The organism is Streptomyces sp. NPDC058469, assembly GCF_042721125.1.
Lineage (GTDB): Bacteria > Actinomycetota > Actinomycetes > Streptomycetales > Streptomycetaceae > Streptomyces.
Window position 1 is genome coordinate 21,998 of record NZ_JBHXME010000058.1, and the last position, 22,773, is coordinate 44,770.

Below are 22,773 nucleotides of genomic sequence, written 5' to 3' on the forward strand. Positions count from 1 at the left end.
GCTCCCGGGTGAGAACGCTCAGTCGCCCAACCGCTCCCGCAACTCCCGCTTGAGGATCTTCCCGCTGGCATTGCGCGGCAGCTCGTCCACGAACACGACCCGCTTCGGCGCCTTGAAGTGGGGGAGCTTCTCCCGTGCGTGGCCGATGAGTTGGGCCTCGGTGACCTCGCCGCGCGGGACGACGACCGCGGTGACGGCCTCGATCCAGCGATCGTCGGGGAGGCCGATCACGGCGACCTCGGCGACGCCCTCGTGGGTGTAGAGAACGTCCTCTACCTGGCGTGAAGCGACCAGTACGCCACCGGAGTTGATGACGTCCTTCACCCGGTCGACGACGGTGAAGAAGCCGTGGACGTCGCGTACCGCCAAGTCGCCGGAGTGGAACCAGCCGTCACGGAAGGCGGCGGCGGTCTCCTCGGGCTTGTCCCAGTAGCCCTCGCACAACTGCGGTGAGCGGTAGACGACTTCGCCGGGCGCGCCGTCGGGAACGTCCTTGCCCTCCTCGTCGACCACCCTCGCGTCCACGAACAGGACGGGACGGCCGCAGGAATCCATCCGGCCCTTGTGCTCATCGGGGCCCAGGACCGTGGCCAGCGGGCCGATCTCGCTCTGCCCGAAGCAGTTGTAGAACGCCAGCTTGGGGAGCCGCTCGCGCAGCCGCTCCAGGACGGGCACCGGCATGATCGACGCGCCGTAGTACGCCTTGCGCAGCCCGCTCAGGTCTCGGGTCGCGAAGTCCGGGCGGTTGGCGAGGCCGATCCACACCGTGGGCGGGGCGAACAGGCTGTCCGCGCGCCCGGCCTCGATCAGGTCGAAGAGCCGGTCGCCGTCGGGCGCGTCGAGGATGGTGTTGGTCGCTCCGACCGCCAGGTACGGCAGCAGGAACACGTGCATCTGCGCCGAGTGATAGAGCGGCAGCGAGTGCACCGGCCGGTCCCCGGCGCTCAGGTCCAGGGCGGTCATCGCGCTCAAGTACTCGTGCACCAGGGCCCGGTGGGTCATCATCGCGCCCTTGGGCAGCGCGGTCGTGCCCGAGGTGTAGAGCAACTGCACCAGGTCGTCGGTGCGCGGCTCGGGACCGTCGTAGGGCGACGCCGACGCGAGCCGGTCCAACAGCGAGCCGTCCGCGTCCCGCAGCGGCAACGTCCGCACATCGTCGGGGAGTTGACCGGCGAGGTCGGGGTCGGTGAGCACCAGCGTGCTGCCGGACTGGCCGACGATGTACGCGAGGTCGTCGCCGGTGAGGTTCTGGTTGACCGGTACGTGCACGAGGCCCGCGCGGGCGCAGGCGAGGAAGCCGATCAGATAGGCGTCCGAGTTGTGGCCGTAGGAACCGACCCGGTCGCCCGGCGCGAGGCCCTGGTCGAGCAGGACGCTCGCCGCGCGCGAGACGGCGTCGTCGAGTTCCTCGTACGTCCAGGACCGCTCGCCGTAGTCCACCGCCACGCGTGCGGGAGTGCGCCGGGCACTGCGTCGCAGTACCCCGTCAACCGTGCTGCCGTGTCCGGGCGTCATGACACATGATCCTCGGGCCGACACCCGGGCAGGTCAAGCGGGCTGGTCGGGGTGGTCCCGCCCCACATGGGCCGAGACCACATGGGCCGAGACCACGTAGGTGGGGACCACATGGGTTCGGGCCACTCCTCCCCGCCCCGAGCACCGAGCACCGAGCACCGACGGCACGCAAACACAGGCCGCACCCACATGTGCCGCACTCACACAGGCCGCGTACGCCCCTCCCAGTACGGATCCCGCAGCCGCCGCTTGTACAGCTTGCCGTTGGGGTCGCGGGGCATCTCGGCGATGAAGTCGACGCTCTTGGGCCGTTTGTAGCCGGCGAGTTGCTCGGCGCAGTGGTCGAGGAGGGCGGTGGCGAGGGCCGGGCCGGGCTCGTGGCCGGGAGCCGGTTCGACGACGGCCTTCACCTCCTCGCCCCATTCGTCGTGCGGGATGCCGAAGGCCGCGGCGTCGGCGACGGCGGGATGGGCGAGGAGCACGGACTCGATCTCGGCCGGGTAGATGTTGACGCCGCCCGAGATGACCATGTCGATCTTGCGGTCGCGGAGGAAGAGGTAGCCGTCCTCGTCGAGGTAGCCGAGGTCGCCGACAGTGAAGAAGTCGCCGATGCGGTTCTTCTGCGTCTTGGCCTCGTCCTTGTGGTAGGCGAAGCCGCCGGTGCTCATCTTCATGTAGACCGTGCCGAGTTCACCGGGCGGGAGCCGGTTGCCGTCGTCGTCGAAGACCGCGAGTTCGCTGATGGGCCAAGCCTTGCCGACCGTGCCGGGCTTCTTCAGCCAGTCCTCGGCGGTCGCGAAGGCACCGCCGCCCTCGCTGGCCGCGTAGTACTCCTCCACACAGTGGCCCCACCAGTCGATCATCGCCCGCTTCACATGGTCGGGGCACGGGGCGGCGCCGTGGATGGCGTGCCGCATGGACGTGACGTCGTAGCGCGCCCGTACGTCCTCCGGGAGGGAGAGGAGGCGGTGGAACTGGGTCGGGACCATATGGGTGTGGGTGCACTTCTCACGGTCGATGAGGCGGAGCATCTCCTCCGGGGTCCACTTGTCCATCAGGACCAGGCGGTGCCCTATGTGCAGGCTCGCGCCCGCGAACTGGAGGACGGCCGTGTGGTAGAGCGGCGAGCAGACCAGATGCACGTTGTCGTCGAACGGCTTGATGCCGAAGATGGCGAGGAATCCGCCGAGGTACGCCGACTCGGGCGGTCTGCCCGGCAGGGGGCGGCGGATGCCGCGGGGGCGGCCGGTGGTGCCCGAGGTGTAGTTCATGACCCAGCCGAGGGTCCGGCCCGTGGGCGCCGACTCCGGTTGTCCGTCGAGGAGTTCGGCGTACGGCCGGAAGCCCTCGACCGTGCCGACCGCGTACCGGTGGGTGGCGGGCAGGCCTGCCTCGTCGGCGGCCTGGCGGGCGGGCTCGGCGAACCGCTCGTGCGCGATGAGCACCTTGGCGCCGGAGTCGGCGACGATCCAGGCGATCTCCGGTGCGACGAAGTGGTGGTTGACGGGGACGAGGTAGAACCCGGCCTGGGTGGCGGCCAGATGGGCCGTGAAGAACTCGACGCCGTTGGGCAGAACGACCGCGAAGGCGTCGCCGTGTTCGAGTCCGGCGGCGCGCAGACCGTGGACGAGTTGGTTGGCGGCGGCGTGCAGTCGGCCGGCCGTCCACTCCTCGCCGTCGGGCGCGACGAGGACTATGCGGTCGGGGTCCTGAGCCGCCTGGGCCCAGAAACCAGCGGGAGGTGTGCTCACGCCCTGTGTGGTTGCGCTCTGTGTGGTCGCCCCACGTGTGGTCTTGCCCTGTGTGGCCGCACCACCTGTGGTCGCACCCTGTGTGTCTGCGCCCTCTGTGCTCACGACTGGCCGCTCCTTCCAGCGATGCGGTTGATGCGGTCGACGGCGTGCTCGAAGCCGCGGGTGAGGTCGTCGAAGACGGTCTGGACACTGCGCTCGCTGTTCATGCGGCCGACGATCTGGCCGACGGGGGTGCCGAGCAGTGGGTCGATCTCGTACTTCTGGATGCGTGAGACGGCCTCGGCGACCAGCAGTCCCTGGAGGGGCATGGGCAGGGTGCCCGGGCCGTCCGTGTCGTCCCAGGCGTCGGTCCACTCGGTGCGCAGTTGGCGGGCCGGTTTCCCGGTCAGCGCTCGGGAGCGGACGGTGTCGCCGGACCCGGCGGCGAGCAGTTTGCGGGTCAGGGCGGGCGAGTGCATATCGGCTTCTGTGGTGGTCAGCCATATGGAGCCCAGCCACACACCTTGGGCGCCGAGGCTGAGCGCGGCGGCCACTTGCTGTCCGCTGCCGATGCCGCCCGCGGCGAGGACCGGCAGCGGGTCGACGGCGTCGACGACCTCGGGCGTGAGCACCATGGAGGCGATCTCGCCGGTGTGGCCGCCCGCCTCGTAGCCCTGGGCCACGACGATGTCGATGCCGCCCTCCGCGTGCTTGCGGGCGTGCCGGGCGCTGCCCGCGAGGGCGGCGACGAGCACGTTCCGGTCATGGGCGCGGGCGACGACGTCGGCGGGCGGGGAGCCGAGGGCGTTGGCGAGCAGCTTGATCGGGTAGTCGAAGGCGACGTCGAGCTGGTTGCGGGCGACCTGTTCCATCCACCCGGTGATGCGCCAGCCGGACGCCTCGCCCTCGGCGAGTTCGGGCACGCCGTACTTGGCCAGTGTCTGGGTGACGAACTGCCGGTGCCCTTCCGGGATCATCGCCTCGACCTCGGCCTCGGTGACGCCCTCCACCTTCTTCGCGGGCATGACGACGTCCAGGCCGTACGGCATCCCGTCGACGTGCGCCTCCAGCCAGTCGAGGTCGCGCTTGAGGTCGTCGGGGGCGGTGTAGCGGACCGCGCCGAGCACTCCGAAACCGCCGGCCCGGCTGATGGCCGCGGCGACGGCGGGGAACGGCGTGAAGCCGAAAATGGCGTGCTCGACTCCCAGTTTCTTGCTCAACTCCGTCTGCATGGGCGCAGAATGCCGCAGTCCTCCGGACGACGGAAGGCCTTTTCTGATGCTCCGTCAGATTTTCCTGGAGTCGCGAGCCTACGGAACCCGCCGGGCCGTGAGCACCGGCTGGTAGAAGCCGCTGTCCGCCGGGTCGTGCCAACTGACCTCCGCGAAGCCCGCGTCGGCCACCGCGGCGCTCAACTCACCACGCGTCAAGGCCCAGTACGCGGTGCGCCGGACCCGTACCTCCCAACCGCCGCCCTCCGCCGGAATCACCTGGAAGTGCTCCAGGTCGTAGCGCTCGCCGTCGTCGTGCCAGTGCCACAACTGAAAGGTGATCACCCGGCCTTGGGCGGTCGTCGACACCTGCGGGGACGTGGAGGTGGGGCGGGCGGCGCGGATCTCGTCGTAGTCCCGGACGCTCAGCACAAGGAGCCCGTCGTCGCGAAGGACCCGGCGCATGCCGACCAGGGCGGTGCGCACATCGTCGGCGGTGAGCAGATGCGGCAGCGAGTTGTCGGCGCAGACGACGACGTCGAAGGCGGTGGCCCGGTACGGCAGCGCCCGCATGTCCGCCACGGCCACCGGAAGTTCGACGCCCCGGCTCGCGGCCTCCGCAGTGGCCCGCGCGACGGCGGCCGGGCTGAGATCGCCGCCGACCACCCGGTGTCCGACCCCCGCCAGCCCGAGCGCCTGTGTGCCGATCCCACATGAACAGTCCAGCACCCGGTGTGGCCCCGCACCCAGCCGAGCCCGGACCAGCCCGTCCAGCGCGGCTGCCTGGCGGGCCATGCTCGCGTCCCAGTCCGGGAAGATCAGGTGGTAGTCGGCGGCGAGTGCGTCGTAGAAATCCCCGACCGATGACACGACCACCTACCTCGTCCTCTCAGGCAAAAGCATCGCCTCAGGCAAAACGTCGCCTCAGGCAAAGCATCACCTCGGGCAAAGCATGACCGCGCCCGGCGCCCCTCAGCGCTCCCCCGCCTCCAGCACCGCCATCGCCGCGTTGTGTCCCGGCACCCCGCTCACCCCGCCGCCCCGCACCGCGCCGGCTCCACACAGCAGGACGTTCGCGTGTCGGGTCTCGACGCCCCAGCGGCCGGTGTCGTCCTGGGCGTACGGCCAGGTCAGTTCGCGGTGGAAGATGTTGCCGCCGGGGAGCCTGAGGTCGCGTTCCAGGTCGAGCGGGGTCTTCGCCTCGATGCAGGGGCGGCCGTCCGCGTCGGTGGCCAGGCAGTCGGCGAGCGGTTCGGCAAGGTGGTTGTCCAACTGGGCGAGCGTCGCCTTCAACAGCTCGTCGCGTACGGCGTCGTTGTCTCGCTCGAACAGTCGTGCCGGTGTGTGCAGACCGAAGAGCGTGAGGGTCTGGTAGCCGTCCTCGACGAGGTCCCGCCCGAGGATGCTCGGGTCGGTGAGCGAGTGGCAGTAGATCTCGGAGGGCGGGGCGGCGGGCAGCGAACCCGACGCGGCCTGGGCGTGTGCGGCGGCCAGTTGGTCGTAGCCCTCGGCGATGTGGAAGGTGCCGGCGAACGCCTCGCGCGGGTCGACCGAGCTGTCGCGGAGCCGGGGCAGTCGTTTGAGCAGCATGTTCACCTTGAGCTGGGCGCCCTCGGCGGGGGCGGGCGGCTCGTCGCCGGTGAGGGCCGCCAGTTGCTGCGGCGAGGCGCCGACCAGGACGTGCCGGGCGGCCACGACGCCTTCGCCGTCGGCCGTGCGGTAGGTGATCTCGGCGACGCGTCCGTCCGTGTCGATACGGAGGGCCTCGTGCCCGGTGGCGAGTACGGCGCCGGCCTCGCGCGCGGTGGTGGCGAGGGCGTCGGTCAGGGCGCCCATCCCGCCGACGGGGACGTCCCACGCGCCGGTGCCGCCGCCGATGACGTGGTAGAGGAAGCAGCGGTTCTGGGCGAGCGTGGGGTCGTGGGCGTCGGCGAAGGTGCCGATGAGGGCGTCGGTGAGGACGACGCCCCGGACCAGGTCGTCGGTGAAGTTCTCCTCGATCGCGACACCGATCGGCTCCTCGAAGAGCATCCGCCAGGCGTCCTCGTCGTCCACGCGCCGGCGCAGCTCGTCGCGGGTGGGCAGCGGTTCGGTGAGCGTGGGGAAGACCCGCTGCGCGAGGCGGCCGGTCATGCCGTAGAGCCGCTGCCAGGCCGCGTACTCGCGGTCGCCGCCGGTCAGCCGGGCGAAGGCGTCCCGGGTGCGGCGCTCGCCGCCGCCGACGAGGAGTCCGGTGGGGAGTCCGTCGCGTTCGACGGGGGTGTACGACGAGATGGTGCGCCCACGGACGCGGAAGTCGAGGCCGAGGTCCCGCACGATCTTCTTGGGCAGCAGGCTGACCAGGTACGAGTACCGCGACAGCCGTGCGTCGACCCCGGCGAACGGGCGCGTCGACACGGCGGCGCCGCCGGTGCCGTCGAGGCGTTCCAGGACGAGCACGGAGCGCCCGGCCCGGGCCAGGTAGGCGGCGGCGACCAGGCCGTTGTGGCCACCGCCGACGATGACGGCGTCGTACGTCCGGTGTCCGTGTCCCTCGTGTGCAGGCATGGTTCTTCGTAACACGAGGTGATCTAGGTCGGCCAGAGGTGGGCGCGTGGTGCTGAGCAACCGTGGGCGGATGCGGGCGGGGCTGAAGACAGGCGCGGCCTTCCGGATCTGCGGGTAGTCATGGGCACGCGGCCGTCCGCGCCCATGGCCGGAGTTGGCGGCGCGGCCCTCAGTTCCCCCCAGGCGCCCGCCCCTGCCGTAGCGCCGCCACCCGGCGGTACAGCTCGACCGCCTCGGCGTTGCGGCCGAGTTGTTCCAGGCAGTGGGCCTCGTCGTTGCGGCTGGCGAGGGTGTCGGGGTGATCCGGGCCCAGGACGCGCTCGCGGGCGACGGCCACCCGGCGGTACTCGGTGAGGGCGTCGGCCCAGCGGCTCAGCCAACCCAGGCCTACGGCGACCTCGCGGCGGCTGACCAGGGTGTCGGTGTGGTCGGCGCCGAGGACGCGCTCGCGGATGGCGCACACGTCGCGGGACTCGGCGAGGGCCTCCTCCCAGCGGCCGAGGCGGCCGAGGTTGACGCCGAGGCCGTGGCGGGCGCGGAGGGTCTCGGGGTGGGCGGGGCCGTGGACGCGGGTGCGGTCGTCGATCAGGTCGCGGTAGAGCTTGAGGGCGTCGGCGCTGCGGCCGAGCCGGCCGAGGCTGATGCCGACCTCGTAGCGGGCGGCGAGCGTGTCGGCGTGGTCGGGGCCGAGGGCCTGGGCGCGCGCCTCGGCGACCTCGCCGTAGGTCTGCAGGGCCTCGGTCCAGCGGCCCAACTGGCCGAGGGCGTAGGCGACTTCGTAACGGGTGACCAGGGTGTCGGGATGGCCGGGGCCCAGCACTCGGGCGCGGGCGGCGGCGACCTCGCAGGCCATGCGGTACGAGTCCTCCAGGCGGCCGAGCCGGCTGAGGTTGAAGGCGAGGTTGTGGCGGCAGCGCAGGGTGTCCGGGTGGTCGGGGCCCATCGCGCGTTCCCGGGCGGCGAGTACGGACGTGTACACCTGGTGTGCGTCGAAGTGGCGGCCCAACTGGCCCAGGACGTACGCCATTTCCTGCCGGGCGGCGAGTGTGTCGGCGTGGTCGGCGCCCAACGCCCGTTCCCTGGCGCGGGCGACGTGGGTGTACTCGTGCAGGGCGTCGGCGGCGCGGCCGGTTCGGCTGAGGGTGAAGCCGAGTTCGTAGCGGCTGGCGAGGGTGTCAGGGTGGTCCGGACCCAGCAGGTGCCGGCGTTCGGCGGCGACCGCGCGGTGCACCTCGCCGGCCTCCGCCCAGCGGCCCAGCCTTCCCAGGCTCAGGCCCGCGTTGTGGCGTCCGGCCAGGGCGTTGAGGGTCTCCGGGGCCGGTGCGGACGGCGACTCCGGCGCGGGTTCCTCGGCGTGGCCGGTGGTCGGGCGGGCGATCCACTCACCGGTGAGTCCGGCTCCGGCGTCCGGCGGGGTGGTGCGCAGGCCGGCGCCGGTCGCCTTGTGCCCGGTGGTCATCCCGCGCGTCCAGGACGGCAGGATCGCTTCGCGGGAGACCGGCTCGGATACGGGCTCGGACACCGGTTCGGACGGGCGCAGTTGGGGCTGCGGGGTCACTACGGTCGGTACGTACAAGGGTGTCGTACGGCCCATGGTGATCCGGCGCCCCAACTCGCGTGCGTCGTGCGGACGTTGCTCCGGGAGCTTGGCCAGCAGGTCGAGGATGACCTTCTCCAGGTACTCGGGCACTTCGGCGCGCTGGTCGCGCAGCGGTTGGGGCGGGGTGTCGCGGTGGCCGATGAGGATCGCCCAGGCGTCGCCGAGGTCGAACGGCGGTGCCCCGGTGGCGAGTTCGTACAGCACGCAGCCGAAGGAGTAGAGGTCGCTGCGCTGGTCGACCTCGGTGCCGCTGATCTGTTCCGGCGACATGTAGTGCGGGGTGCCCATCGCGATGCCGGTGCCGGTCAGCCGGGAGGTGAAGCCGATGTCGGCGCCGAGGCGGGCGATGCCGAAGTCGCAGATCTTCACCGTGCCGTCGGTCAGCCGCATGATGTTCGCGGGCTTCAAGTCCCGGTGCACGATGCCCTGTTGATGGGTGTAGGCGAGGGCGGAGGCGACCTGCTCGGCGATGTCGACGACGTCACCGACGGGCAGTGGCCGCTGCTCGTTGTCCTCCAGGAGCTGGCAGAGATTGCGGCCGTCGAGAAGCTCCATCACGAGGTAGAGGACGCCGTCGTCCTCGCCGAAGTCGTGGACGACGGTCACCCCGCGGTGCTGCAGCGCGGCGGCCACCCGGGCCTCACGCCGGAACCGCTCGCGCAGGACGCGGGTGAACGACTGGTCGTGGTGCGGGTTCAACGGCTTGAGGCACTTCACGGCGACATGCCGCCCCAGCGACTCGTCCCGCGCACGCCACACCTCACCCATGCCGCCGCGCCCGATCAGATCGAGCAGGCGGTAGCGACCCTGGATCAGTCTGCTGTCCCCCATCTCCGCGATCGCCCCCGTCAATGTTCGTCCCGCCCTCCCCTGGCTCGTCCAGTATGGCGAGCGATCGCCCGACTTTGTACGGGGGCGGGCGCGAGTCGGGGCGGAGGCGCGACACGGCACACAGGCGCGCCTGGGCGGGAGGTGCGGGCGTATATGTGCGGGAACGCAGCGCAACAGGGTGGCTGCGGCGCGCAGTTGCTCGGGTGACGGGGGTGGGCGCGGGGGTCGGTCTGTCGGGGCCCGGGGGCCGGTTCGCCGTACAGCTGATGGGCGTACGACGGCAGGGAGGCTTACGGCAAGTGCGTCAAGCGCCGTCGTTGCGCCTCGCGCGCTGGGACGAGGAGGGAGGCAGCGGGGGCGGAGCGAGGCACCACCCGCAGATGGGAGTCGATTCAGCGGACGCTGATCCGCTGTGATGCTGCGGGCGGCACCCAGTTCGTGGCCTGGTTCGTGACGGGGCCCGGGTCGCCGAACTCCCAGGAGACCTGATCTCCCGGCGGCCGCTGGGCATTCGGTTGCTCGTCCGCAGAGAACGCCCCCGTCCCGGAGCCGAGTTGAGGATCACGCATGCGGACGGCTCACACTCCTGTCGAGGTTGGACAGGTGCATTGGCAACGGGTGTTCTCCCGCCGTAAGCACGGCCTGTGCATGTAAAGCGATTCGATCCTCGTCGAATTGATTGACGCTTCCATGCGCCCCGGCAAATGGTTTCTCTTCAGGTAGACCCGAAGCGCGCAAGAGTGCTGAACGGCGCGCTACGGATCGGCGTGAAAACTCACACCGGACGGGCACCAAGGGACGGGTTGTCACATAGACGTGGGGAGAAGCTTGTGACCGAGTGGATATTGGCATTCGACGCCGACTGCCGATTCTGCGAAGAAGTGGTGGATCGGGTTCGTGTGTCCGTCGACGGTACGTTGACGACCGCGGGCCTCACGGAACCCCGTATTCGCGACCTGCGCACGCGTGCCCTGGGGGAAGGGGCCGAGTGGGCCCCGACCCTGTTGGCGGTCGACGGCGACCAGGTGCGGGCCTGGACCGGAACCGGGCTGTCCCTGCGCCTGGCGCGGCTGTTGGGACCCTCGGACTCACTGCGGGTGGAGCGTGCGCTCCGCGACCTCGACGTGCTGCGGCCCCCGAGCCGTCGAGGAATCCTCAAGGCCGTGCCGGGGCTGGCTCTGGGAACGTTTCTGGTCACCGGCGGCCTGGCGGCCTCACCCGCGCAGGCCGTGACCCGCGCCAAGGGCAGTAAGGCGTCGCGATGGGTGAAGGCCAACCGTGACCGGCTGCCCTCCGGCTACTCCGAGTTCGCCTCCTACCCCGCGGACTATCGGCGTGCCATTTACGGCGCGCTGTCCGCCTCGGCTCGGAGTGATCTGTGGGTGGCGCACTTCGCGAACTACCGGAAGACACACCCCGGTCTGTCGGCAGAGCAGTCCGCCGTCCTGGACGACGCGACGCGGCTGGCACCGCAGATCATCGCGGGGCGCCGGCAGAGAGCAGCCGCCGAAGGGCTGGAGACGGCGGCTGTGGCGGCGTTCGGCGAGAGCGGGGCGCGGGCGATTCTCAGGACGCTTGGCCCCGCCGACACACAGCACGTGGCGCCTCGGAGCGATCAGAGCACCCAGGTCCTCGACTGCAATTCCCAGTGCGCGGGGAGCGGAAGCTGCGACACGGTGTGCTACGCCTCACCGTTTTATTGCAACTGGACCAATCACGGCTGCGGTCCACTGTGGCTGGGACCGTGCAGCGGGTTTTGCATCCCCTGAAGCCGCCCCTGCTCGGCGCTCGTGCCTTCCTGTGAGCGGCTGGGGCGCTTGGGATCGGTGGCGAAGGCGGTCCAGGCGGCAGTCGATACGAGGAGGACTGGACCGCCGGGTCGCGCGGGCGGCGCCTACCGGCTGACCATGCGCCGCCCGCTCCGCGACACCGGCACCGCCTCGATCACCCGTGACCTGGTCCGCGTCAGCGTCGACTGCTACTGCGGCTGGCCGGAACGGCCCGACGCCCACTACCGCGCCCGCCCGCCTGACCTGGAGCGAACTCGCGCTCAGCGCGGTGTGCGGAGGAGAGGCGATGCGCCGGCGGGCCGAGCACGAGGTTGGCCCGCGCGGGCGGTGCACGACCCGGGCCAGGGCCTGTCCGGCGGATCCTGTCGCAGACGCGGGGCCTGACACGCATTCCCCCACTGCCTAAAGGGCGTGGGGGACCCCCAGCGGCGTTGTCGTCGGTTGTCGACGCTCCGCGTCGACGCCCTCCTCCGCCTTGCGACTGCACGCACCAGGCCCCGCTCACCGGCGCTGATCAGGCCCCGCCGATCTCCTGCGACCTGATCCGCCGGACAGGCCCTAACGCCGCACCCTCGGCATCCCCAGCCCGATCCACGAGATGATCTCCCGCTGGATCTCGTTGTTGCCGCCGCCGAAGGTGAAGATGACGGCGGAGCGGTAGCCGCGTTCCAACTCGCCGTGCAGGACGACGCCTGCGGAGCCCTCCTTCAGGGCGCCGGCCGCTGCGACGATCTCCATGAGCGAGGCGTAGGCGTCGCGGCGGGCCTCCGAGCCGTAGACCTTGACGGCGGAGGCGTCCTGGGGGGTGAGGGTGCCTTCCTGGACGGCGTTCACCATCTGCCAGTTGAGGAGTTTCATCGCGTCGAGCCGCGCGTGGGTGCGGGCGAGGAGGCGGCGGACCCAGGGGAGGTCGACGACGCGGCGGCCGTCGGTGAGTTTGGTCTCCATGGCCCAGTGCTGGACGTCGTGCAGGGCGCGGATCGCCATGGTGCCGTGAGCGGCGAGGGTGACGCGTTCGTGGTTGAGCTGGTTGGTGATCAGGCGCCAGCCCTGGTTCTCCTTGCCGACACGGCGGGAGACCGGGACGCGGATGTTCTCGTAGTAGCTCGCCGTGGTGTCGTGCGAGGCGAGGGTGTTGATCACCGTGCAGGAGTAGCCGGGGTCGGCCGTCGGTACCAGGAGCATGGTGATGCCCTTGTGCGGCGGGGCGTCCGGGTCGGTGCGGACGGCGAGCCAGACCCAGTCGGCGGTGTCGCCGTTCGTCGTCCAGATCTTCTGGCCGTTGACGACGTACTCGTCGCCGTCCCGTACGGCCCGCGTCTTCAGCGCGGCCAGGTCCGTGCCGGCCTCGGGCTCGCTGTAGCCGATCGCGAAGTCGATCTCGCCGGCCAGGATCTTCGGCAGGAAGTACGCCTTCTGTTCGTCGGTGCCGAAGTGCATGATCGTCGGGCCGACCGTGTTCAGCGCCATCAACGGCAGCGGTACGCCCGCCTGCGCCGCCTCGTCGAAGAAGATGAACTGCTCCATCGGCGTAAGCCCGCGCCCGCCGTACTCCTCGGGCCAGCCGACCCCGAGCCAGCCGTCCGTACCGAGCCGGCGGATGGTCTCGCGGTAGAAGCGCTTCTGGGCGGCGGGGTCGTCGTAGCGCGAGTAGGCGTGGTCGGGCACCAACTCGGCGAAGTAGGCGCGCAGTTCGGTGCGCAGCCGCTGCTGCTCGGGCGTGTATTCGAGATGCACGGCGCCTCCAGGCTCCCCAAGGCCGGTCCTGACGGCGCACACCGTAGAACGTGTTACAGAAATTGGGAATGGCGAGGCGGCAATGCCCCTGAAGAGGGCGCAGGGGCCGCCAAGAGGGCGCAGGGGCACGTCAGTTCAGCGTGGCCATGAACTCCGTGCACGCCCGCGCGCAGTCCCGGCACGCCTCCGCGTCCGCCTCGGCGCCCGGCAGCGCGTCGAAGACCTGCGCGCACTCCAGGCAGACGAGCAGGCACCACTTGGCCTGCAGGCGCAGGGCGGACTCGTCCTGGAGGTTCTGCTCGGCCAGCGTCCGGCAGGTCGCGTCGCACACCTCCGCGCACAGCAGTGCCTTGCGTCGTACGAGTGCCTCGTGGTCGGTGGCGTCCGGATCCGAGCGGCTGACGCGCAGCACACAGGCCCGCGCACACTCGGTGCAGGCCTGTGCACAGGCGAAGCGGTCCTCCAGGAAGCGGACGAGTTCCTGCTGGGTGGTCATCGCGGTCACACAGTCCGGGTTGCCGCTGCCGTCCACCGCAAACCCGGCAGAGCACGCATCCGGGGTGCGCGCTCCCCCGCCGGTCAGTACGGTGCTGTCCAGGTGTCGACCTTGGACACGAGGAACCGCGCACGTCATCGAGGGGTTGAGGCGGCATGGCCGGCAAAAAGGCGACGAAGCTGCCGCGCACGAAGTACGAGACCGAACTGCTGCGCCTGCAGACGGAGTTGGTGAAACTCCAGGAGTGGGTGCGGGCCGAGGGCACCCGGCTGGTGATCGTCTTCGAGGGCCGGGACGCGGCGGGCAAGGGCGGCACCATCAAGCGCGTGTCGGAGCACCTCAACCCCCGTGTCGCCCGTATCGCCGCGCTGCCGAAGCCGACCGACCGCCAGCGCACCCAGTGGTACTTCCAGCGGTACGTCGAGCATCTGCCGGCCGCCGGTGAGATCGTCCTCTTCGACCGCAGCTGGTACAACCGGGCCGGGGTCGAGCGCGTGATGGGCTTCTGCACCCAGGAGGAGTACCAGCTGTTCCTGCGCCAGTGCCCCATCTTCGAGCGGATGCTCGTGGAGGACGGGATCGTGCTGCGCAAGTACTGGTTCTCCGTGAGCGACTCCGTGCAGCAGGACCGTTTCCGGCGCCGGCTGGAGGATCCGCTGCGCCGCTGGAAGCTGTCGCCGATGGACCTGGAGTCCATCACCCACTGGGAGGCCTATTCGCGGGCCAAGGACGAGATGCTGGTGCACACGGACATCTCCGAGGCCCCCTGGTACGTCGTCGAGAGCGACGACAAGCGCCGGGCCCGACTGAACATGATCGCCCACCTGCTCGGCTCACTCCCGTACCGCGAGGTGTCGCCCCCGGTCCTCGAACTCCCGCCCCGCCCGCCGTCCACCGGCTACGAACGCCCGCCGCGCGACCTGCAGACCTTCGTCCCGGACCACGCGGCGAGCCTCTGAGCCGGTCGGGTCGAGGAGCACCATGCCCCACAGCCCGGGCGGGCGCGTCCTGGAGTGGCGACGCCTGGCACCCGGAATCGCCGCGCTGGCCGGATACCGGCGCGCCTGGCTGCGCGGCGATCTGCTGGCCGGCGTCACGGTCGCCGCGTACCTCGTCCCGCAGGTGATGGCGTACGCCGGAGTCGCCGGCCTCCCGCCGGTCGCCGGCCTGTGGGCGATCCTCCCCGCGCTCGCGCTCTACGCCGTACTGGGCTCGTCCCGGCTCCTGTCGGTCGGCCCAGAGTCGACGACCGCGCTGATGACGGCGACGGTGGTGGGCCCGCTCGCGGCCGGCGACCCGAGCCACTACGCCACGCTGGCGGCGGCCCTCGCGATCACGGTCGGCCTGCTCTGCCTCGTCGCCTGGGCGGTACGGCTCGGCTTCGTCGCCGACCTCCTCTCCCGCCCCGTCCTGATCGGGTACTTGGCGGGCGTGGCCCTGATCATGATCGTGGACCAACTCCCCAAGCTCACCGGGGTGTCGACGACAGGCTCGGCGTTCTTCCCCCAACTCTGGTCGTTCCTACGACACTTGGGTCAACTCCACACCCCCACACTGCTGTTCGCCACCGTCACGCTCGCGTTCCTGTTCACGGTCGCGCGCATGTCCCGGATGGTGCCCGGCCCGCTGCTCGCCGTGGTGCTGGGCACGGCGGCCGTGGCCGTCTTCAACCTCGACGACCGGTACGGCATCAGGGTGATCGGCCACGTCCCGGCGGGACTTCCCACGATCGGCCTGCCCGACCTCACCGAACTCCCCCACCTGGTGCTGCCCGCGCTGGGTGTCCTGCTCGTCGCCTACACCGACTTCATCCTCACCGCCCGCGCCTTCACCGGCGGCGACGAGGACGACGGCCCCGGTCTCGACGCCGACCAGGAGTTCCTGGCGCTGGGCGCGGCCAATCTCGGCGCCGGCGTACTGCACGGCTTCCCGGTGAGCAGCAGCGCCAGCCGCACCGCGCTGGCCTCCTCGGCGGGCGCCCGCAGCCAGGCGTACTCACTGATCGCCGGAGCGGGAGTCCTGGCCGTCCTGCTCTTCCTGAGCCCCCTGCTCACCCGCACCCCCTCGGCGGTCCTCGGCGCCCTCGTCGTCTACGCGGCCGTCCGCATGATCGACCTCACCGGCTTCCACCGCCTCGCCACCTTCCGCCGCCGCGAACTCCTCCTGGCCCTCGGCTGTTTGACCGGAGTACTGGCCCTGGACATCCTCTACGGCGTGATCGTCGCCGTGGGCCTGTCGGTGGCCGAACTCCTCACGCGGGTGGCCCGTCCGCACGACGCCGTCGAGGGCCTGGTCCCCGGTGTGGCCGGCATGCACGACGTGGACGACTACCCGCAGGCCCGCACCATCCCCGGCCTGCTCGTCTACCGCTACGACTCGCCGCTCTTCTTCGCCAACGCGGAGAACTTCCGCCGCCGCGCCCTGGCCTCCGTGGCTCAACAGGCCGTCCCCGTCCGCTGGTTCGTCCTCAATGCCGAGGCCAATGTGGAGGTGGACATCACCGCCCTGGACGCGGTCGACGAACTCCGCCGCGAACTCGCCCACCGGGGCGTCGTGTTCGCCCTCGCCCGCGTCAAACAGGACCTCCTGGACGACCTGGAGGCGTACGGGCTGGTGGACTCCGTCGGCACGGACCACATCTTCCCGACCCTGCCGACGGCCGTGGCCGCGTACCGGGAGTGGAGCGGCACGCTCGATCAGGATCAGGGAACGGCGGGGCCGGTGACGTAGTGCCCGTTCTCGTCGTAGGGCCATACGTTGGGCACGCAGCCGTGCATGCCCTTGATCTGTTGCATCATCGCGGGGGCGGGGCGCCCCGGGCCAGGGCAGTCGACGTGGCCGTGGCCGAGGAAGTGGCCGACCTCGTGGTTGATGATCAGCGCGCGATAGGCGACAACATCCTTGGCGTAGACGGGAGTTGCGAGCAGCCAGCGGCGGAGGTTGACCATCACGTTCCTGTCGACGCTGCAGTTGACCTCGCCGCCGGTGTCCAGCCCGTACTGTCCGCAGATCGTGTCCACGGTCCCGGGGGTCGCCACCTTGACGACGAAGTCGGTGCTGCCGCTCGACACCCGCTGGAACGCCGAGTGCCCGTCGGCCGTCCAGCCGCGCCGGTCCGCGAGGACGCGCTCCACCTGTGCGGCGACATCGGCGGCGGACAGGTCGAGGCCGGTCTCGACGTCGACCCGGTAGCGCAGGACCGTGCCCTTCCCGACCTTGGCGCTGCCGCCGGGCGCGGTGGTGAAGGTGCCCGGCCCCGTGGCCGGGATGCCGGGCTTCTGGGACGCCGCGGAGGAGCTGGTGGACGGACTGGGCGAAGCCTTGGCGCCGGCAGGCGGCCGGGTGGCGGGCTTGGTGATGCGCTTGGTGCCGGATGTCGCGTGCTCGGTGGGTGCGGGCCGGGCGTCGGCGTGGGTGCGGCCGCCGTCGGGAGACATCCAGCCCACGGCCGCGAACCCCGTGGCACCGAGTACGGTCAGCGCGGCCAGACCTCCCCACAGCCGCCGCTTCCGTCCACTCCGCCCACGCAGGGGCGCGTGTGCGGGAGCGCGTCGGCGGCGGTTGCGTAGGGAAGTTGCTTTGTGCGCGGTCATGGTTGTTCAGGTTGTGATCGCAATGTGATCGAACCTGGCCCGAACGATAACGAATCAATAACAGCACGCCCGACTCGGGTTTATGTGATCATCCGGTAACAGGTCGCCGATCCGGTGGACCGCTTACGGATACTGAGCCCATGCCACGCGTTCTGCTGATAGAAGACGACCGAGCCGTGCGGGAGGGTGTCGCCCTGGCCCTGCGCCGTGAGCGCCACGACGTCGCCGCCGCCGAGACCGGGGAGGACGGGCTGGAAAGGCTGCGGACCTTCCGGCCGGACGTCGTGGTACTGGACCTGATGCTGCCCGGCATTCCCGGCCTCGACGTGTGCCGGGGGATACGCGCCCTCGACCAGACCCTGCCGATCATCATGGCGACCGCTCGGGGCGACGACGAGGACATCGTCGTAGGACTGGAGGCCGGGGCCGACGACTACGTGGTGAAACCCGTGCAGGCGCGGGTACTTGAGGCACGCATCCGGGCCGTCCTGCGCCGCTCGGCCGGAGCGCCCACCGGCGCCGGCATACCGAAGATCGACACCTACGGGGACCTGACCGTCGACCGGTCCGGCCTCTCGGTGACCCTGCACGGCACGCCCGTCGCGCTCGCCCCCTCCGAACTGCGGCTCCTGCTCACCCTGTCCGCCGCGCCCGGCCAGGTATTCAGCCGGCAGCAACTCCTGGAAGCCGTATGGGAACACAGCTACCACGGGGATGCGCGCCTGGTGGACGCCTGCGTCAAACGGCTGCGCGCCAAGCTGGGCGAGGCCCACTACATCCAGACCATGCGCGGCTTCGGCTACCGGTTCGCCGCCCGGTGAAGTCATTGCCCAGAGCCCCATACCTGCGCGGCCTGCGCACCCGGCTGGTCGTGGCGTTCGCGCTCGTCGCCGCGCTCACCGCCATGACGACCGGCGCGCTGACCTTCCGCGAGGCCCGCACCGGGGTGCTCCAGCAGAGCCAGGACGCGGTGATCACGCTGATGCGCACCCAGACCAACCGCCTCGCCCCCGGACTGGGTTTCCCACCGGGCCAGGCCGATCTACGGCGGTTCGCGGTGGACCTGGCGGCGGTCCAGCCGTCCGGCGCCTGGCGCGTCCTGGTCACCTACGGCGAACTGCGCGCGACCTCCGTCCCCGACGACCCGTTCAAGGAGTTGACGTCCACGCTGCGCGAGGCCGTGGACTCCCACTCGGCCACCGTCTTCCAACGGGTGAAGAACGGCTCCCGAACCTCGCTAGTCGTCGGCATGTCGGTCGTCTTCGGCAGCGGCGAGACGGGATTCGAACTCTCCGGCGTCCAGGTCTTCCTGACGGTCCCTCAAGCCACGGAACAGGCCTACGTCGACGCCCTCGTCTCCGCCGTCGAACGCGCCACGGTACCCGCGTTGGCGCTGGCAGTACTGCTGGCGCTGCTCGCCGCACGCGGGGTGTTGAGACCGGTACGGGCACTGCGCAACGCCACCCGCAGCATCGCCGAGGGACGGTTGGACACCCGGCTTGCGGTCAACGGTTCCGACGAACTCGCCGATCTCTCCCACACGTTCAACGAAACGGCGGCGGCCCTGGAGGCGTCGGTGGCGGAGTTGCGCGGGATGGAGGCTCAGGCCCGCCGTTTCGCCTCGGACGTCTCGCACGAGTTGCGTACTCCGCTGGCCGCCATGTCGGCGGTCACCGGTGTCCTCGACGAGGACGCCGCTCACCTGGAGCCGGACACGGCCACCGCGGTGCGGCTGATCAGCGAGGAAACCGTCAAACTGGCCCGTCTGGTGGACGACTTGATGGAGATCTCCCGATTCGACGCGGGCGCCGCGGTGCTGCACCTGGACGAGATCGACCTCGCCGAGTCGCTGCGGCGCACCCTCGCCGCACGCGCCTGGACCGACCTGGTGGACACCGAACTGCCCCCGCCGGACGCCCTGCGCGGGCGCGTCGACCCGCGCCGCCTGGACATCGTGGTCGCGAACCTCGTCGGCAACGCGCTCCGGCACGGCGCCCGTCCGGTCCGGCTGTGCCTGTATGGGAGCGAGCGGCCCGGAGAAGCGGAGCGGGTGGCCGTGATCGAGGTGCTGGACAGCGGCCCGGGCATCACCGACAGCGCGCTGCCCCATGTCTTCGAGCGGTTCTACAAGTCGGACGCCGCGCGGGTGCGGACCGAAGGCAGCGGGCTGGGGCTGGCGATCACCAGGGAGAACGTCCGGGTGCACGGCGGCACCGTCCGCGCCGCGAACCGGGCGGAGGGCGGTGCCGTGTTCACCGTGGAACTCCCGCTGTTCACGGGAGAACTCCCGTCGCGGGCTCATGAGTTGACGCGAGGAAGCGCGTCAGGAGCCGTATCGCCAGGGGGCCGTTCATGAGGGCCGTGCGCAGGTCCGTGTCGCTGGTCCTGCCGGCGCTGTTCGCGCTCGCGTCCTGCGGGATTCCGACGACCGGTGCGGTGGAGGCGGGCGGGCCCGCCGGCGGGGTCGTGCCGCGGGTGCGCGTGTATTTCGTGGCGGACGGGGCTCTGGTCGGCGTCCTCCGCAGGACGGCCGCACCGGTCGACGTCGAGTCGGCGGTGCGGGTGCTGCTGCAGGGGCCGACCTCGGCCGAGCAGGGCAAGCGTCTGATCACCATGCTGCAGTTGCCGACACCGGAGCCGACACTCGCCGCGTCCCCGGCGGCTACCGCCGTCCCGGTCCCGCAGGGGTCGGCCAGCATGTCATACCCCGTGCGGGTCACATCCCACGACGACCGCGTGTCGATCCAACTGATGGTCCCCGTACGGAGACTGGCCGGTCTCGCGGCGGCCCAGCTCATCTGCACGGCCCTGGACGCGCAGAGTGTCGGCCACCCCGGCGCCACACCATTGCCGGTGATCGTCACCGGCGTCGACGGGCAGCGGATCGTGGCGACCGGGACGGGGTGTCCCGCGCGGTCGTAGGGAATCCGGTCCGTAGCGAATCCGGTATCCGCGGCGAGGCGGAGGCTGACTATGCATGTGGGCGCCGCATGTGTGTGCTCGGCCTATGTGGGCGCCGCATGTGTGTGTCCCAGCCGTGTGTGCACCGCGAGCCATGACCCGGCGGAGCGAGTCCGTGTCTCCGCTTCTCACGCGATAGGTCGGGCAAGGGCTGGGACGGAGAATGGGCGACGGTTTCGCACCGTGGTGGGACGCCACCCCCCTCACGGCAAGAGAGACCGTCCTCGGCTACGGCGTCGCGGTGCTCCTCGCTGCGAGGTTCGGGCTGGGGCGCAGTACCGGCTCGACGCGCCGCTGACCGCTGACCGCAGGCAGGTGAGGGTGCAGGCGATGCCTACGAGGTGCGTGCGCTCGTATTGTCGGCGTCCGGCGGGCCAGGCGGTCGATCATTCAGCGATGGTGCTGAGCCGTTTGAAGCACTCGTCGCGACTTCACACGGGTCGCGAGACGCCTGCGCTCCCGTGCGCGCCCCAGCAGCCACATCATCAGGACGCCAGGCGCAATGAGCGTGAGTTGTTGAGCGGCGGACCACAGCAGGTCGTTGCGCTCCCGCACCCCCCAGTCCTCTCCGGCGAATATCGCGAGCTCCTCCTCTGTGTATTCGTCGTTGCAGTAGTCCGCCGGGACCTTCCCACTGCCTCGATGGCCGCCCCGGAGGATCCAGACGGCCTGGCTTTCGCCGTTCTCCCGGCCAGTCACCCTGACAGTGCGGGCCTCTTGTCCGGTGGTGTAGTGGAGCACCTGTTGTGCGAAAAGTACCAGGTCAGTGCCACCAAGCAGGCCAGAACTAGCGCCACGAATACCCGCGCCTGGAGTGAAGAAGGTGTCGACTCGGGTCAGCATGCCAGGCCCGCCCGACGTCACGCGCCGGATGTGCCCACCCCCCTCTGCCGAATCACAGGCCACCTCATCCAGCGAGCCGGCGGTGGCGGATGAGGTTCCGAAAGTCTTGCCTTGCCTTCGGGCCGTCATTGGTCAGCGATGTCGCGATCGGAGAGCCTCGGAGGGCATGCCGCTTCCGCTGTCACTGTGCCCGCACCTGGCGTCGGACCTTCCTGCCGAACAAGAAGGCCACCTTCGACGCGGAGTGCCCTGCCGCCCTTGAACTGCTCCGCCGATCTCGCTCCTGCCTGCCGAACTGAAGCGCAGGTCTCCCACGCCACTGGCGGCCGGCCAGTCCGTCACACATCACGCGTCACACCAAATGACACGTCGTCTTGGGACTCCTGACAGAAGTCAACCCCTGGCCGTTGTCGGCATGTGCCGAAGCCGCCAGCCTTGGCGTCGGGCTTGAGGAAGCCACACAAACCTCGGCTCCGGCAGCGACTTCAAGTCAAGCGCTGAAGGCGACCGCCGGACCGCCGACCCCGGCATCTAGGTCACATAGCCGATGCCACCGCGAAAGCACTGCTCATAGGGTCCATGACATGCCACACCGATGAAGCCGCCTGTGCGCGACTGAGCACGCCGACCGAGCCGAACTCCTGACGGCCACCTGCCCAGTTGGCGCCCGCCGCCCTCGCGTAGCAGCTCAACGGGGAGCTCTCCGCCAGCCCCATTCCCCCCTCCCCCAGCCTCTCCCTCAACCCCAATGCCTGAGGAGTCCCATGAGTACCGATCTTTCCCGCCGTCGGGTATTGGCCGCCGGAGCGGCGCTTGCCGGGTCGGCGGCGCTGATCGCCGGTTCAGAAGGAACGGCCGGCGCGGCGACGGCCCCGACCGGTACCGGTGAGGAGAAGTCGAAGGTGAGGCCCACGATCGTATTGGTGCATGGCGGCTACGCCGATTCGTCCTGCTGGAACGCCACCATCCAGGAGTTGCAGGACAAGGGCTACACCACGGTCTGCGGGTCGAACCCGCTGCGGGGTATTCCGACCGACGCCCCGTACATCGGGAGTCTGCTGGACTCCATCAGCGGACCGGTCGTGCTGGTCGCACACTCCATGGGTGGCACGGTCATCACGAATGCCGCCGCCGGGAAGACCAACGTCAAGGCGTTGGTCTACATCGCGGCGTTCGTGCCCGACGTGGGCGAGACTCAGGGGGAGCTCATCACCAAGTTCCCCGGCAGCGAGGTCGAGCCGGTGAGCGTGCCGGTCCCGTACACCAAGGCCGACGGCACGACCGGAACCGATCTGTACCTGAGCAAGGACGGCCAGGCGGCCTTCGCCGCTGACATACCCACCGCTGACTTCCGGGTCCTGCAGGCCACGCAGCGGCCGTTCGACGCCGATTCCTTCATCTTCCCGACCACGGCCGCGGCCTGGAAGACGATCCCGTCGTGGGGGCTGGTCGCCGGCCAGGACAAGGCGATCCCGCCGGCCTGCGAGCGCTGGATGTACAGCCGTGCGAACGCGCGCAAGGTCGTCGAAGTGCCGCGCTCGTCCCACGTCGCGATGATCAGTCACCCCAAGATCGTCGCCGACCTCATCACGGATGCCGCCAAGGCGGTCAGCTGACACTCGCGACAAGCGCCCCGGTCCATCACCACGGACCGGGGCGCTCTGCCCATCGAGCCGAACTGACTGATGTGACGAGATCACGATGCGCGCTGACGTCCGCCCTCACCTCGCTCATGGCACCCGGACTCAACCGCGCGCCACTCAGCGCGGGGTGAGTTCCGCGACCAACTCGCCCAGATGCTGGTGCGACAGCCCGCAGAGGGCAGCACGGGACATGGCCGCGCGGACCTGTTTGATCTTCATGCACCAGCCAAACTCGCGCGGCGTCTCTGTGTCCCCGCGCTCGCCGACCAAGGT

Annotated in this window: 18 protein-coding genes and 1 pseudogene; 9 read left to right on the top strand and 10 right to left on the bottom strand. The window is 70.4% G+C overall.

The genetic code is table 11. The features are described from left to right. Positions 1 to 18 precede the first annotated feature (18 nt). The 6 genes from ACFWP5_RS24325 to ACFWP5_RS24350 form a co-directional block, all read right to left on the bottom strand. Positions 19 to 1,515: an acyl-CoA synthetase gene (locus tag ACFWP5_RS24325; RefSeq protein ID WP_384160222.1), complete on the bottom strand. Its 1,497-nt coding sequence runs from the start codon at positions 1,513 to 1,515 to the stop codon at positions 19 to 21. A gap of 200 nt (positions 1,516 to 1,715) precedes the next feature. Beyond that, positions 1,716 to 3,266 (bottom strand): acyl-CoA synthetase, encoded by a 1,551-nt coding sequence (locus tag ACFWP5_RS24330; protein WP_384160225.1) that lies wholly within the window; start codon positions 3,264 to 3,266, stop codon positions 1,716 to 1,718. 101 nt (positions 3,267 to 3,367) lie between these two features. Next, positions 3,368 to 4,480 (bottom strand): nitronate monooxygenase, encoded by a 1,113-nt coding sequence (locus ACFWP5_RS24335; RefSeq protein ID WP_384160227.1) that lies wholly within the window; start codon positions 4,478 to 4,480, stop codon positions 3,368 to 3,370. Between the two features lie 78 nt (positions 4,481 to 4,558). Beyond that, the gene (locus tag ACFWP5_RS24340; protein WP_384160230.1) at positions 4,559 to 5,335 is read right to left on the bottom strand and encodes a class I SAM-dependent methyltransferase; all 777 of its coding nucleotides are present in this window, start codon (positions 5,333 to 5,335) and stop codon (positions 4,559 to 4,561) included. Between the two features lie 96 nt (positions 5,336 to 5,431). Further along, positions 5,432 to 7,006, bottom strand: a complete 1,575-nt coding sequence (locus ACFWP5_RS24345) for a phytoene desaturase family protein (protein ID WP_384160232.1) — start codon at positions 7,004 to 7,006, stop codon at positions 5,432 to 5,434. A gap of 169 nt (positions 7,007 to 7,175) precedes the next feature. Next, a complete protein-coding gene (locus ACFWP5_RS24350) occupies positions 7,176 to 9,437 on the bottom strand; it encodes a tetratricopeptide repeat protein (RefSeq protein WP_384160234.1) in 2,262 nt (753 codons plus the stop codon). A 440-nt stretch (positions 9,438 to 9,877) separates the two neighbouring features. On the opposite strand from ACFWP5_RS24350, the pseudogene ACFWP5_RS24355 reads away from it, so the two are divergent. Then, positions 9,878 to 10,015: pseudogene (locus ACFWP5_RS24355) on the top strand (IS1380 family transposase); the annotation flags it as partial. Positions 10,016 to 10,336: 321 nt separating this feature from the next. Then, on the top strand, positions 10,337 to 11,206 hold the full coding sequence (locus tag ACFWP5_RS24360) for a bacteriocin fulvocin C-related protein (protein WP_384160237.1): 870 nt from the start codon (positions 10,337 to 10,339) through the stop codon (positions 11,204 to 11,206). A gap of 579 nt (positions 11,207 to 11,785) precedes the next feature. Here the strand turns inward: ACFWP5_RS24360 and ACFWP5_RS24365 are convergent. Next, entirely contained in the window at positions 11,786 to 12,964 is a 1,179-nt protein-coding gene (locus ACFWP5_RS24365) for an acyl-CoA dehydrogenase family protein (RefSeq protein ID WP_384160240.1), read from the bottom strand. 130 nt (positions 12,965 to 13,094) lie between these two features. Further along, a complete protein-coding gene (locus ACFWP5_RS24370) occupies positions 13,095 to 13,460 on the bottom strand; it encodes a ferredoxin (protein ID WP_384160308.1) in 366 nt (121 codons plus the stop codon). Positions 13,461 to 13,615: 155 nt separating this feature from the next. On the opposite strand from ACFWP5_RS24370, the gene ppk2 reads away from it, so the two are divergent. Together ppk2 and ACFWP5_RS24380 are read left to right on the top strand one after the other, a co-directional pair. Next, positions 13,616 to 14,419: a polyphosphate kinase 2 gene (gene ppk2 / locus ACFWP5_RS24375; protein ID WP_384160243.1), complete on the top strand. Its 804-nt coding sequence runs from the start codon at positions 13,616 to 13,618 to the stop codon at positions 14,417 to 14,419. Positions 14,420 to 14,441: 22 nt separating this feature from the next. After that, positions 14,442 to 16,190: a SulP family inorganic anion transporter gene (locus ACFWP5_RS24380; protein ID WP_384160246.1), complete on the top strand. Its 1,749-nt coding sequence runs from the start codon at positions 14,442 to 14,444 to the stop codon at positions 16,188 to 16,190. On the opposite strand, the gene ACFWP5_RS24385 is transcribed toward ACFWP5_RS24380, so the two are convergent. Next, complete coding sequence (locus tag ACFWP5_RS24385; RefSeq protein WP_384160249.1) at positions 16,163 to 17,053, bottom strand: DUF3152 domain-containing protein; 891 nt, start codon at positions 17,051 to 17,053, stop codon at positions 16,163 to 16,165. The genes ACFWP5_RS24380 and ACFWP5_RS24385 overlap by 28 nt on opposite strands. Positions 17,054 to 17,193: 140 nt before the next feature. Here ACFWP5_RS24385 and ACFWP5_RS24390 point away from each other — a divergent pair, with 140 nt between their 5' ends. The 4 genes from ACFWP5_RS24390 to ACFWP5_RS24405 all read left to right on the top strand — a co-directional run bounded on the left by ACFWP5_RS24390 (position 17,194) and on the right by ACFWP5_RS24405 (position 20,312). After that, positions 17,194 to 17,874 (top strand): response regulator transcription factor, encoded by a 681-nt coding sequence (locus ACFWP5_RS24390; protein WP_384160252.1) that lies wholly within the window; start codon positions 17,194 to 17,196, stop codon positions 17,872 to 17,874. 5 nt (positions 17,875 to 17,879) lie between these two features. Then, entirely contained in the window at positions 17,880 to 19,409 is a 1,530-nt protein-coding gene (locus ACFWP5_RS24395) for an ATP-binding protein (protein WP_384160255.1), read from the top strand. Further along, positions 19,406 to 19,975, top strand: coding sequence for a hypothetical protein (locus ACFWP5_RS24400; RefSeq protein ID WP_384160258.1), 570 nt, complete (start codon positions 19,406 to 19,408; stop codon positions 19,973 to 19,975). Before ACFWP5_RS24395 ends, ACFWP5_RS24400 begins: the two co-directional genes overlap by 4 nt. Positions 19,976 to 20,177: 202 nt before the next feature. Further along, complete coding sequence (locus ACFWP5_RS24405) at positions 20,178 to 20,312, top strand: hypothetical protein (protein WP_384160261.1); 135 nt, start codon at positions 20,178 to 20,180, stop codon at positions 20,310 to 20,312. Positions 20,313 to 20,404: 92 nt separating this feature from the next. On the opposite strand, the gene ACFWP5_RS24410 is transcribed toward ACFWP5_RS24405, so the two are convergent. Then, a complete protein-coding gene (locus tag ACFWP5_RS24410; protein WP_384160263.1) occupies positions 20,405 to 20,857 on the bottom strand; it encodes a hypothetical protein in 453 nt (150 codons plus the stop codon). A 764-nt stretch (positions 20,858 to 21,621) separates the two neighbouring features. Here ACFWP5_RS24410 and ACFWP5_RS24415 point away from each other — a divergent pair. Next, positions 21,622 to 22,473, top strand: coding sequence for an alpha/beta hydrolase (locus ACFWP5_RS24415; RefSeq protein ID WP_384160266.1), 852 nt, complete (start codon positions 21,622 to 21,624; stop codon positions 22,471 to 22,473). Positions 22,474 to 22,773 lie beyond the last annotated feature (300 nt).